General features: G+C 64.6%; 9 protein-coding genes and 3 pseudogenes. 7 read left to right on the top strand and 5 right to left on the bottom strand.

Features of this window, described 5'->3' with window-relative positions:
* Both AC1DHD_RS07890 and AC1DHD_RS07885 read right to left on the bottom strand, forming a co-directional pair.
* The coding region (locus AC1DHD_RS07890) for a DUF262 domain-containing protein (RefSeq protein ID WP_476879177.1) at positions 1-475 on the bottom strand (475 nt) is incomplete at its 3' end.
* Between the two features lie 180 nt (positions 476-655).
* Positions 656-1,093, bottom strand: a complete 438-nt coding sequence (locus AC1DHD_RS07885; protein ID WP_476879176.1) for a hypothetical protein — start codon at positions 1,091-1,093, stop codon at positions 656-658.
* A 444-nt stretch (positions 1,094-1,537) separates the two neighbouring features.
* On the opposite strand from AC1DHD_RS07885, the gene AC1DHD_RS07880 reads away from it, so the two are divergent.
* Together AC1DHD_RS07880 and AC1DHD_RS07875 are read left to right on the top strand one after the other, a co-directional pair.
* Positions 1,538-2,686 (top strand): ATP/GTP-binding protein, encoded by a 1,149-nt coding sequence (locus tag AC1DHD_RS07880; protein ID WP_476879175.1) that lies wholly within the window; start codon positions 1,538-1,540, stop codon positions 2,684-2,686.
* Positions 2,683-3,021 (top strand): hypothetical protein, encoded by a 339-nt coding sequence (locus AC1DHD_RS07875; RefSeq protein WP_476879174.1) that lies wholly within the window; start codon positions 2,683-2,685, stop codon positions 3,019-3,021. Before AC1DHD_RS07880 ends, AC1DHD_RS07875 begins: the two co-directional genes overlap by 4 nt.
* Positions 3,022-3,170: 149 nt before the next feature.
* Here AC1DHD_RS07875 and AC1DHD_RS07870 read toward each other — a convergent pair.
* The 3 genes and pseudogenes from AC1DHD_RS07870 to AC1DHD_RS07860 all read right to left on the bottom strand — a co-directional run bounded on the left by AC1DHD_RS07870 (position 3,171) and on the right by AC1DHD_RS07860 (position 5,889).
* Positions 3,171-4,314: pseudogene (locus AC1DHD_RS07870) on the bottom strand (amino acid permease).
* Between the two features lie 208 nt (positions 4,315-4,522).
* Positions 4,523-4,935, bottom strand: a pseudogene (locus AC1DHD_RS07865) (aminotransferase class I/II-fold pyridoxal phosphate-dependent enzyme).
* Positions 4,936-5,598: 663 nt separating this feature from the next.
* Entirely contained in the window at positions 5,599-5,889 is a 291-nt protein-coding gene (locus AC1DHD_RS07860) for a hypothetical protein (RefSeq protein ID WP_476879173.1), read from the bottom strand.
* Between the two features lie 342 nt (positions 5,890-6,231).
* Here AC1DHD_RS07860 and AC1DHD_RS07855 point away from each other — a divergent pair, with 342 nt between their 5' ends.
* The 5 genes and pseudogenes from AC1DHD_RS07855 to AC1DHD_RS07835 all read left to right on the top strand — a co-directional run.
* Positions 6,232-7,335 (top strand): oxidoreductase, encoded by a 1,104-nt coding sequence (locus AC1DHD_RS07855; protein ID WP_476879172.1) that lies wholly within the window; start codon positions 6,232-6,234, stop codon positions 7,333-7,335.
* A 134-nt stretch (positions 7,336-7,469) separates the two neighbouring features.
* Positions 7,470-9,440, top strand: coding sequence for a helix-turn-helix domain-containing protein (locus AC1DHD_RS07850; RefSeq protein WP_476879171.1), 1,971 nt, complete (start codon positions 7,470-7,472; stop codon positions 9,438-9,440).
* Positions 9,441-9,604: 164 nt separating this feature from the next.
* Positions 9,605-10,855, top strand: coding sequence for an iron-containing alcohol dehydrogenase (locus AC1DHD_RS07845; RefSeq protein ID WP_476879170.1), 1,251 nt, complete (start codon positions 9,605-9,607; stop codon positions 10,853-10,855).
* A 19-nt stretch (positions 10,856-10,874) separates the two neighbouring features.
* Positions 10,875-12,350 (top strand): NAD-dependent succinate-semialdehyde dehydrogenase, encoded by a 1,476-nt coding sequence (locus AC1DHD_RS07840; RefSeq protein ID WP_476879169.1) that lies wholly within the window; start codon positions 10,875-10,877, stop codon positions 12,348-12,350.
* A gap of 40 nt (positions 12,351-12,390) precedes the next feature.
* A pseudogene (locus tag AC1DHD_RS07835) lies at positions 12,391-12,574 on the top strand (MFS transporter); the annotation flags it as partial.

Below are 12,574 nucleotides of genomic sequence, written 5' to 3'. Positions count from 1 at the left end.
CCTCTACCCTCGGCTCCTCTGGATCCATGGCATGGGCGAACGCGGAACGATCCGCTTGCGACGGCCAGAGCTTGAATCGCTCCACGCGGCCTCTAAAGGTTGACGCCTTATTCAGTATCAGCTCTTCAAGCTTCTCCGATTCTTCCTCATGTCCGCGTTCCGAGACGACTTGATGCACGGCATCGAGTAAGAGCTGGAGCGTCGTCATGCGCTGTTGGCCATCAATGACGAGGTGTCGCGTCACATCGCCGGAAGATGCTTTTTTCGATTCGTAAACCACCGCGCCCAGGAAGTGATTGGGAATGGGAGACTTGCCACCATCAGAAAGGTGGCTTTCAGCAACGCGGACTACATCGTTCCACAGCGGCGCCCACTGGTTCTCCTCGTCCCAAACATATGGGCGTTGGAACGCGGGAATCTCGTAGTGTCGCCGACCCTCGAAAAGATCCCGCGGGCTTCTGGGGTGAGATTCCATTATTTGCACCTTCCGAATTCACTGCTCTTGTATCGCACATCCTACGCAAGTCTTAATAGGTACAACGTCGGCAGCAGCTGGCCCGTCGTTGGGGATTTCCTTTAAGAAAACTGCGAAAGCTACAACGCCATCGTCTACTTCGATCATCATCGATGATGTGGGACCAGAGCCGCGTGACACCTAAGCGCGGCGAGCGTAACGCGAGTGAACCTCTCTAGTCAGACTTACTAAGGCCTGCAGTTTCTCATCCTGCGTTGGTTTCCTCGGCATCTTTCCGAGCTCGGCAGCTAGCTTGTAAAAACCGGCGCCCTCATCGTTTGAGCCCCTGTGCGTAACGAGCGCCGAGAGCATAACGCCGTGTTCCGCATTAGTCCTAACAGAGATTTCACCGAGCATCCGGCCAATTGCCGCGCGGTCCGACGCCAGCCCATAATCGAAGGGTCTCAGTCCCGTTCGCTCCGAGATTGCGCGGTTCAAAGAGCTGTAGTCCGTCATGCCAGCTTTTTCGGCCACTGTCCCTAGAAAGCTCTCCGCGGCATCCCGCATCTCTTCCCATTCATCTCCACTGCGTCCGTAAAGACTGTTCCCTCTGTTCACCTTCTCGCCCAAATTCGTCACATGCGTGATCCTAACCCGCCGGAGGCTACTCTGTTTTCCTGACGCACCGGTCAACACCTCCGGCGTCAGCATCTCCAGCCGCTGCGGCCGGCAGCAACCATGTACCCGAACGCAGTTTCCTCATGGGCTCTCCTCCCAAGCGTCAGAAACAGGCAGTTCGACTGCTGGTTGACTCGTGCGCGCCCACAGCCTCAGAACAATGGGCACAAATCCTGAACTTACTGAGAGCGGGCGTCACGGGCGGCAGCACAGTCTTTCCTGCCCGCTCAACGTGTGTCAGATTTCCGGCAGGAAGCGCTGAACAGCAGCTGGCAGCCATCAGGACCTCGTTGGCCTGTTGGCCGCCTTGATGCCAGTATGTTCGGCAGCGTGGAGGCTTGAAGAGGTGCCCCGGTCTCATCGCTGTTGCAGGATGCTGACCCTGGCTCCCAGTAAGCTCCTCGTATGGAACTGAACAGAGCCCTCGAGCAGCACATCGCAGTGTTTGGCGAGAGCGGAAGCGGAAAAACAGTCATGCTCTCCTCGTTTTACGGGGCCACTCAGGAGCCCCAGTACCTGCAGAAGAGTCTGTTTCATGTCCTACCGGGCGATATTGGTCAAGGCAACAGACTCCATAGGAATTACTTGGGCATGAGAAATTCAGCCCGGTTGCCACCGTCCGACCGTTTCGCTGCTACGTCGTATTCATTCTCACTCAAATTCAAGGAAGGCTCTGATGGTAACGGGCTAACTGCCAGACCGTTCGACGCCCTGCGTTTGGTCTGGCATGACTACCCGGGAGAGTGGTTCGAGGAGGATGTTAGCGGTCCCGAGGAGGCACAGCGGCGAATCGACACATTCAAAGCGTTGTTGGGTTCAGATGTAGCCCTGCTGCTGGTGGACGGTCAGCGGTTACTCGACAATGCCGGAGAGGAGGAACGTTACTTAAAGTCCTTGTTCGGCAACTTCCGAAATGGGCTGCTGACGCTGAAAGATGACCTGCTCGAAGATGGGAAGCCTCTGGTCAACTTTCCACGTATCTGGATATTCGCGCTGTCAAAGTCAGATCTTTTGTCTGACCTTAACGTGTTCAAGTTCCGGGATCTTCTAATCGAGAAAGCGTCCGACGACATAGACGAGCTTCGCAAGGTGATAGCTGGGTTTGTGGAGGCCAGCAACGCACTATCCGTGGGCGAGGACTTTGTGCTGTTCTCGTCAGCGAAGTTCGACACCGACAAGATTGAAGTGGCCGAGCGCGTTGGCCTGGACCTTGTCCTCCCTTTGGCCGCCGTACTTCCGTTCGAGCGTCATGCCCGGTGGGCCGAAGCGATGCATCTCCCGGGAAAACTTGTGGAGAATCTGCTTCGCGGCGCAGGCTCTCTTGCTGCCAGCCTCCTCGGCAAGGCCCGCATGTCCGGCCCGCTAGGGCTGCTGCTTGACTTCGTCGGCCCAGACGTAGTGCAAGAAGCGGCGAATATGGCTGAAGACAAGCTCAAAGACATCAATGCGCAGGCAGTGGCCAAACGCGACTTTATAACGGCCACCTTGACGGGCTTTAGGATGGACTTAGTAAAAGGCGAAGAGGCGGAGACTCTCCTAAGGAGCCGTAGATGAAGCTCATCTGGGCTACCCGGGGCCGGATGTGGGGTTTCCGATTTCTTCATGATGGAGGATTTCCGGATCCGCTCGTGGAATACGACAAAGCCTTCTCGGGCGTTGAGGGCGAACCGGAAGTTTGTCGCCAAATCGGCGAGATGGTGGCATTGCGTTTCCCAGATCCTTCTGGCAGGCATGACAGGGCCGGTCGAATAATTCAACATGATTTTGTTGTCTTCCCGCCCATGGCCATTAGTGTCAGCACGGTCAGGGACGGGATTCGCGATGTTTGGCCCCTTGTGGCCGACAAATACGAAGAAGTGTGGAATCTGCCCAAGGCTTCCCAGGCCTAACTGCGAAGGGGGCAACTACAAATTTCGCGGCCCAACACCTAGAGCGCACGCACGGTTGGCTCGCCCGACATGAATACGAAGGGCGCGCCCGGCCGAACCGGACGCGCCCTCCCGTGCGCCGAACCCGAGGCAGGTCAGCAGCCACCAACTCAGTCGATCAGCGCCGGCTCCTTGGCACGCTCCGGGGACTCCCTAACCGGCGCAGCCTTCCGGTTCCGCTGATTCATCCAGTTCGCCACCGCCAGCAGCGCCACAAAGGTGAAGGTGCTCAGGAGCTGCGGACGGGAATCCTCGCCGATGAAACCCACCGTGAAGATCGCCGCGAGGATGACCAGGCCAAACACCGTGAGCGCCGGGAAGCCGGGCATCCGCAGCGGAAGCTCGGTGCCCGCTCGGTCGGCGCGGAGGCGCAATGCCAGCTGGGCCAGGAGGGCGGAGGTCCACACCAGCAGGCAGGTCGAGCCCACGATGTTGAGCAGGACGGGCAGGACCATTTCCGAGAGGCCAGCTCCAGCACTACCGTGACGATGCCGAAGGCGACGCTGGCCAGGACGGCGACCACCGGGACCCGGGCCTTGGACACCGAGGCCAGCACGCGCGGGGCTTCGCCGCGCTCTGCGAGGGAGTACGCCATCCGCGACGCGCCGTAGAGGTTGGCGTTCAGCGCCGAGAGCAGCGCGGCGACGGCCACCAGGGTGATCGCGGTGGCGGCACCGGGCATGCCGGCGGCGTCCAGCACCGCGGCGAACGGGCTCTTCAGCCCGTCCGATCCCACCGGGACCACGGCCGCGATAATGAAGATGGCGCCGATGTAGAAGACCAGGATGCGCCACAGCACCGTCCGGACTGCCTTCTTCACGCTGCGGGCAGGCTCGGCCGTCCCGGCGGCAGCAACGGACACAATCTCGGTGCCGCCGACCGCGAAGGCCACCACGAACAGCGCCGTCGCGATCCCGGCGAAGCCGCTGGGCGCGAAGCCCTCCCCCATGAAGTTGCCCAGGCCCGGCGACTGCACGCCCGGCAGCCAGCCGAAGGGCAGGGCGAAGCCCACCAGCTGGATCCACCACAGCCAGCCGACGGTGGCGCCGACCACCGGCCCATAGGCCTTGCGGTATAGACGGAGAAGGCGCCGATGTCCGGGTTGGCGGCGGCCATTTCGCCGAGTGCCCACATCACCAGGATGATCAGGGTGCCGGCGACGAGGTAGGAGATCAGCACTGCCGGGCCGGCGGCCTGGATGCCGGCGCCGGAGCCGATGAACAGGCCCGCGCCGATCGCGCTGCCCAGGCCCATCGTGGTGAGCTGCCGGGGTTTTAGGGCCGCGCCGAGCGCGCGGGCAGACGTCTTTGTCTGTTGTTACATGGGGATTCCTCTGGTTGTAGGCGGAACGGAGTTAGGGGTTGGGGTAAGTCAGGTGTCAGCCTGCGTGGGCTTCCAGGAGCCGGAGCACGCGGTCGTTGGCGGCGGGGTCGGCCACGGTGATGCGCACGCCGTCGCCCTGCTACCCGCGCACCAGGATGTCGGCGCGGTCGAACGCCTCCACCAGCGCCTCCCGGAGGGTGTCATCGGCCCGGATCCACAGGAAATTGCCCTGGCTTGGCTGCAGCTTCCAGCCCTGTGCTTCCAGCTGCGCGGCCATCCGGGCGCGCTCCGGCTTGACGGCTGCCACGCGTGCTTCCATCTCGTCGTTGGCATCCAGCGACGCGATGGCCGCCTTCTGGGCCAGCGYGCTCACCGAAAGGGCAGAGCGGTGCGGCGCAGTCCCTCGGCGATGGCCGGTGCCGCGACGGCGTAGCCCACGCGCAGGCGGGCGAGCCCGTAGGCCTTCGAGAAGGTGTGCAGGATGCAGACGTTCCGGTACTGGCGGTAGAGCGCCAGGGAATCGGGGCCGCTGTCGGCTTCGGCGTACTCCACGTAGGCCTCGTCGACCACCACGAGGATGTCGGACCGCACGGTGTGCAGGAAGTTTGACGGCTTCCTTGCCAATCTTCTTGGCGGCCTGTTGTTCCGCACTCTTCATGCCCGCTGCTGCAGCCCCGACTCCTGGAATCATCGCGATGCCAATATCAGCCGCGATCGCACCGGCGCTGATGAGGGCGCCCGCAGTGGTGATCGAGGTTGCGTAGTGACGCTCCAGCATTTGGATGACCTCAGCGGGCGTTGCGTCCGGATGCCGCCGGCGGAGCCTCATGACGTACTTGCGAGCAATCGTGTGACGGGCACTGACGGCCTTCGCAATGTCACGCGTGGCGTACTCGCCGGCGAGCTCCGCCTCCAGACCTGGGAGGTGTGAACGCGGCTGATAGTCCGGAGCTGGCGGTGCCGGCCTGCATCTCTGGTGATTGTATTCATGGATCCTGGCTTGCCGGATCGCGGCGCGTTCAAACTCCTCGAGCAAGTGCCTCATTTGGGCTTTGGCCAATCAATCGTTGCCGCAGCGCCTAGCCGATAGCGCGCCGGTGGTCCCTCCGATGGCGCGAACAAGGAGGCCGACGACGACATTCAGTGCCGCCGTCGGCCTCCTTTTATGCCCGGCTTATGCCCGGCGGTGACGCTATCCCCGTAGGGGGCTTGACCCTAGGCCGCCGTCGGCAGCGTTACGTAGCTGCCCTCGATGGCGCGGGCGTCAACAACAACGGGAGTGCCGTCAACGGTGACATAGCTGCCACGCCTGACGGGTGCCAGGTTACGAGCGCCAGCGACGGTGACATAGCTGCCCTCGACGCCGGAGAAGATACTGCCGGCGGGGAGGGTCACGTAGCTGCYGCCTCGCACTGCGGTGTCAGCGACACTGGGGCCGGCAGCGGCCCGGAGGGTGGCCTGGGTGGTGGATGAGGAGGTTGCGGGGCGTTCGGTCAGTAAAGTCATGAGTTCTCCGTGGGGTTCCGAGATGAGGGACATACAGGTTCTTGTGCCGCTCAAGCAGGAGGGCGGTTGCGCGTTTGCGGCGCGTGCCCCGCTGGCCCGGGTGTCTTCACCGGTGCGGTACTCAAGGGCTACGGCGTCCTGCATCTAACTTTACAGGCTTATTGTGAGTTACTCAGGATAAGGTGGGGAGGCTCACGTTGATGTGGGACGGCCGACCAGAGCGGGCTGCCAGCGAGACGACATGCAAGAAATATCCCCCGGCCTTGTGTCGTTGGCACCGACGGGAGCAAGTCTTATGCGGACTGGCGTCCCTCCAGTTAGACAAACTTGAAGGAGCTATCCATGCCCGATTTCACCCCGCTCTGGTCTGCTGTTCAGATCGGATCCGCCACACTGGCCAACCGAGTCGCTTTGGCGCCCATGACGCGAGTCAGTGCGAGCGAGGACGGACATGCAACGGAGAGAATGGCCTCCTACTACGAGAGGTTTGCCCGGGGAGGCTTCGGCCTGCTGATCACCGAGGGCATCTATCCGGACACCAGCTACAGCCAGGGCTACCTGTTCCAGCCGGGCATTGCCACCAAGGAACAGGCACAATCCTGGGTCAAGGTAGTCGAACGCGTCCATGCCGCCGGCGCGCGGATTTTCGCCCAGCTCATGCATGCCGGGGCACAGGCCCAAGGCAACCGATTCGTGGAGTCCTCGGTGGGTCCGTCGGCGATTGCCCCCAAGGGTGAGCAGCTGGCGTTCTACCGTGGAGAAGGGCCCTTCCCGGTTCCCTCGGAAATCACCGCTGCCCAAATGAACGAGGTCCGGCAAGGGTTCGTCACCGCGGCGCTGCACGCCAAGGACGCGGGATTCGACGGCGTSGAGATYCACGGCGCCAACGGCTACCTCCTCGACCAGTTCCTCACCGACTACCTGAACAAGAGGACCGACAACTACGGCGGCTCCCCCGAAAACAGGGTGCGGTTCGCCGCGGAGATCTGCCAGGCGGTCCGCGAGGCCGTTGGCCCGGAAATGACCGTGGGGATCCGGATCTCCCAGGGCAAGGTCAGCGACAACGACCACCGGTGGAGCGGCGGCGCGGAGGAAGCAAAGGTCATCTTTGCCGCCCTTGGGGCCACCGGCGTCGACTTCATCCACACCACCGAATACAAGGCTGCCGCTCCGGCCTTCGAGGACGGCCCGGAGTCCCTGGCAACTCTGGCCAAGCGGCACTCCGGAGTTACCGTCATCGCCAACGGCAACCTCGACGACCCGGAAACGGCCGTGTCCCTGCTCCAGGACGGCGCCGCCGACGTCGTCGCGCTGGGCAAGGCCGCCTTGGCCACCCGGGACTGGCCGCACCGCGTCCGGAACAACCAGGCCTTCGACGAGCTCGACGGCGGCCTGTTCGCTCCGGTCGCGGACGTCAAGGACTGGGAGCTGGAGCTGCCCGCATAAGGGTGTAATTGCATGGGACAGGCCAGGCGGACATTGCCTGGCCTGTCCTGTGCTTGGCCCCAAACCGATGCGGGCTGCAGGGGCCACCGCGCACGGCGCCCCGGCCTGGCACCCCACCTACTAGCATTAGGTCCATGCGTCCCAATGACAGTTCCGCCGTTTCCACCGGTGGAGGGCCGTCCGCCAGCACCAAGGACGCAGGCCAACTCATGGCGATGCTGGACCATAGTGTTTCCGCCGCCGACCTCGAGACCACGCTGTCCTCGTGGCTGCAAGCCGGCACCATTGACCAGTCCACTGCGGCGGCGGCACGCAGCCTAAACGCCCGGTTGTGGGAGGCGAGCCGCCGGGAGGGCCTGCTGCGCGTCCTCTACGATACGGCCACCGACCTGACCGGGATCCGTGATGTGGAGGCAGTGCTCAAGGCCATCGTCCGGCGCACCCGGTCACTGATCGGCAGCGACGTCGCCTATCTCAGCCTGAACGACTACGACACCGGCGAGTCCTACGTCCGGGTGACCGACGGCGCCACCACAGCTCTCTTCCGCAACATCCGCATGCCCCTGGGCGAAGGCGTGCTCGGCGCCGTCGCAACCGGCGAGGCACCTGCCCAGAGCGCCGACTACCCGTCGGACGAAACTAAGTCGCATCTGGAGTCCAGCGACGCCGCCGTGGCAGCCGAGGGCGTCCGGGCCATCATGGGTGTCCCCCTCCGCGCGGAAGGGAAAGTCATCGGCGCGCTCCTGGTCGCCGACAGGCATCCACACCAGTTCAGCAGCGACGACGTTGCCCTCATGGAATCCATCGGCACCCATGCCGCCGTCGCGCTGGAGAACGCCCGCCACTTTAGCGAAATGGTCAGCGCCCTCACCCGGCTGGACCAGGCACAGCAGCAGAACCTGGCCCACGTACGGGCCCTGGAGGAGCTCTCCACACTGGACCGCCGGCTCATGGAAACCCTGGCCTCAACCGGCAGCCTCCCCTACCTGCTGAACCTGCTGGCCGAGTCCCTGGGCACTCCTGTCTTTCTGGTCTCCCCCATGGGCGAGCCGCTGGCGGAGCTCGCAGCGGACGCAGACTTCGGGGGCCTCGCGGCCTTGAGCGCCGCCGAGGAGTCTGCGGCCAAAAGCGCGGCCGCGCACTTTGCAATCAAGGACAAGAAGTACACGGTCATGTCCGCGGTCGCGGGCGACCAGCACCTCGCCTCCCTCATCGTCGCAGAGGAACTCAGCCCGGCGCGGCTCGCGGTCCTGGAACGCAGCGCCCTGGTGCTCAGTGTGTCCCTGCTGCTGGAACGCACCTTCCAGGACGCCCAATACCGGCTGCAGCTCGAACTCATCGATGACCTGCTCAGCCCCCGCGCCGAAAACGCCGCGGCACTGGCCCGCAGGGCGGGGCAGTTCGGACTGGCAAACCACCTCCAGCTCGTGGTGCGCGTGGTGGGGGTCCCCGACGACCAGCGCCAGCGGGCACTCTCCATACTCAGGCACCGGTCCGAGGGCGCGCCGGGAATCATCGCCCTGCACGAATCACACTTGTGCATCATCGAACCCGTGGAACGGCACGACAACCGCCCCGATGAAGCAGGCGGCGCCGGCCGTCCCGGCCAGTCCGTCGTCGACGAACTGCAACAGCGCCGCATTACCGCCACCGTCGGGACGTCCGAACCAGTCACCGGCTTTGCCCGACTGTCCGCCGCGCACACTGAAGCCCACGATGTCCTCCGCGCCTTGCAGGCCCTCTCGCGCGACGGCGAGGCCGCGGACAGAGCCGCACTGGGTACCGCCGGAATGCTGCTCGGAGCGATGGACAGCCCGTTTGCCGGTCAGCTGCTGACGGCACAGCTCGGTCCGCTCCTGGACTACGACGAGCGCCGTGCGACCCAGTTGGTCCTCACCGCATGGACGTTCCACAACAACGGCGGCGCCACCCAGGAATCGGCTGATGCCCTGCACATCCACCCCAATACCCTCCGGCAACGGCTGGACAGGATCGACGCCCTGATCGGTGCCTYCTGGCGCCGGGGAAGCCGTTCCCTCGACGTCCAAGTGGCGCTGCGCTTGTGGCGGATGAAGACAGCCGGCGTCAGCTCGTCAGGTTCCTGACCAGCAGAAACGCTCTCCGGCTGCCCAGCTCATGGCACGGGCCCACATGCACAGGGGCGATATGTGGCAGGAAATCACATGGTGAGTGTCACGTAGCTCTGGAATGCTGAGATCTGCGGCACCTTTCTGGAAGCCGCGCATCCCATCTCTAGGAGTTATTCACAATGTCGTGTGCGCATGCAGCGGGTATCCGTCCCGCAACTTTCGGCGTCCTCCGCCTGCCGCGGAGCGTCGTCGTCGGCGCCCAGCAGCGCTTCGCTGTCGCCAACATCGCAGCGGAATTCGGGACCAACGTCCTGGTCTGCACCGATCCGCGGCTGGCTGCCTCAGAGGACCTTTCGGCCTTGGTCCGCAGCCTCGAGGACAAGAACCTGACCGTCCGGGTCTACGGCGACACCCAGGCCGAACTCCCGGCTCCCGGGATCGTGGCCTGCGTCGAGGAACTCAAGGGCCAGGAGATCGACGTCATCATCGGTTTCGGCGGCGGCAGCTGTATGGACATGGCGAAGGTCGTCTCCGTGCTGCTCACCCACGGCGGCAAGCCCAGCGACTACTACGGGGAGTTCGCCGTTCCCGGCCCCGTCAAGCCGGTCATCGCGCTGCCCACCACCGCGGGCACCGGTTCCGAAGCGACCGCCATCGCCGTCGTCTCCGATCCTGACCTGGGCATGAAGATGGGCATCTCGAGCCCCCACATCATCCCGTTCGCCGCGGTGTGCGATCCCGAGCTCACCTACTCCTGCCCGCCGTCCCTGACGGCCGCCACCGGTGCTGATACCTTCGTGCACCTGGTCGAGTCCTTCACCGCCATCACCCGCGAACCCACCGCCACCCTGGCCACGGAAYGCGTCTTCGTCGGCAAGAACATCCTGACCGACTCGATTGCCCTGAACGGCATCGGGCTGGTGGGCCGCAGCCTGGTCACCGCCTACAAGGACCCGGAAAACACCGAGGCCCGCGCCGGCATGATGCTCGCGGCACTCTACGGCGGCGTGGTCCTCAGCAACGCCGGAACCGCCGCGGCGCACGCCATCCAGTACCCGGTCGGTGCCTTGACCCACACCCCGCACGGCGTGGGCGTCGGCCTCCTGCTCCCCTACGTCGTCCGCCACAACTTCCAGGCGATCCAGCCGCAGCTGGCGCAGATCGCGGAAGCCCTGGGACGCGACATCCGCGGGCTCGACGAGCGCGCCGCCGCCGTCGCAGGCGTCGAGGCAATCGATGAGGTCATTGCCGCCATCGAGCTGCCCCCGACCCTGCAGGACCTTGGCGTGCAGGAAAGAGACCTCGCCCAGATCGCCCAGCTGTCGCTGAACTCCAAGCGGCTCATCGACAATAACCCCGTGCCGCTCGACCTCGACGCCGTAACCTCCATCGTGCACGCCGCCTACGCCGGCGACCGCACCATCCGCTGACCAGCACTAAGGACCACTGATGACTCTCCTTTCAACTACTGAGCCGCTCGACGTCGACGGCCTGACGGTACCGCGCCGGCTGCTGATCGCCGGAAACTGGCAGGATGCCACCGGCAGTGACACCGTCGAGGTAATCAACCCCTCCGACGCTTCGGTTATCACCGACATCGCCGACGCCGACGTCGAGGACGGCCTCGCCGCCGTCGACGCCGCAGCAGCAGCCCTCCCCGAGTGGGCCGCGACGCCCCCGCGCCGCCGCGCCGAGATCCTGCGCCGCTGCTTCGACCTGATGACCGAGCGCAGCGAGCAGATCGCCCACCTCATCTCCCTCGAAAACGGCAAGGCCCTGGCCGACGCCCGCGGAGAAGTGGCGTACGCCGCCGAGTTCTTCCGCTGGTACGCCGAGGAAGCGGTCCGGATCATCGGCGATGTGTCCGTCTCGCCGTCGGGCGCCAACCGGATCCTGGTCCAGCACATGCCCATCGGCGTCTGCGTGCTGATCACCCCCTGGAACTTCCCGGCGGCCATGGCCACCCGGAAGCTGGCACCGGCGCTGGCCGCCGGCTGCACCGCCGTGCTGAAGCCCGCCACCCTCACGCCGCTGACCACCCTGGCGATCGCCCAGCTGATGATCGACGCCGGCGTCCCGGCCGGCGTGGTCAACATCATCACCACCAGCAAGACCAGCGACGTTATGACCCCGATCCTTGCCGACCCCCGCGTCCGCAAGCTGTCCTTCACCGGTTCCACCGGCGTCGGACGCCACCTGCTGCGCCAGGCGGCCGACAACGTGCTCAAGTGCTCGATGGAACTCGGCGGCAACGCCCCGTTCCTGGTCTTCGATGACGCGGACCTCGATTTGGCCCTCGACGGCGCCATGATCGCCAAGATGCGCAACGGCGGCCAGGCCTGCACGGCCGCCAACCGGATCTACGTCCAGCGCGGCATCCACGACGAGTTCGCCCGCCGGCTGGCTGAGCGGATGGGCGCCATGCGCGTGGGCCCGGGAACCGACGCCAGCACCGAGGTCGGTCCGCTGGTGGACGAGGCCAGCGTCCGCAAGGTCGACTCCCTGGTCCGCGACGCCGTMAGCCAGGGCGCCCGGCTCCTCGCCGGCGGCAAGGCCATCGACGGCGCCGGGTACTACTACCCGCCCACGGTCGTCACCAACGTGCCGCTGCAGGCCCGCATGGTGAGTGAGGAAATCTTCGGACCGGTGGCCTCGGTGATCCCGTTCGACACCGAAGAGGAAGTCATCGCCGCCGCCAACGACTCCGAGTACGGCCTCGCAGCCTACGTGTTCACCGAGGACCTGCGCCGCGGACTCAGAGTTTCCGAACGCATCGAAAGCGGCATGGTGGCCCTCAACCGGGGACTCGTGTCCGACCCCGCAGCACCGTTCGGCGGCGTGAAGCAGAGCGGCCTCGGCCGCGAAGGTGCCCACCAGGGCCTGCTGGACTTCACCGAAACCAAGTACATAGCCCTCGACTGGTAGCGCTGACGCTGCCGTTGTTTCCATCCGAAAGAGAAGACCAATGACGATCTCCAACACCAAAGCCAAGGCGAAGGCGCCCTGGCGCGTTCCGGCTGCAAGCTTCATCGGCACCACCATCGAGTGGTACGACTACTACATCTTCGGTTTGCTCGCCGCCACTGGCGTCTTCAGCCGCCTGTACTTCCCCGAGCAGGACCCGGCCACCGGCCTGCTGATGGCGTTTG

The organism is Arthrobacter sp. 05L45_2, from assembly GCF_056397525.1.
Note: the sequence above shows the minus strand (reverse complement) of the source record. Positions and strands in the feature narration are given on the sequence as shown.

What these genes read in the sequence shown, in the direction of transcription:
- AC1DHD_RS07880 (WP_476879175.1), top strand. Translation starts at nt 1,538, where the DNA reads ATGGAACTGAACAGAGCCCTCGAGCAGCACATCGCAGTGTTTGGCGAG.
- AC1DHD_RS07875 (WP_476879174.1), top strand. Translation starts at nt 2,683, where the DNA reads ATGAAGCTCATCTGGGCTACCCGGGGCCGGATGTGGGGTTTCCGATTT.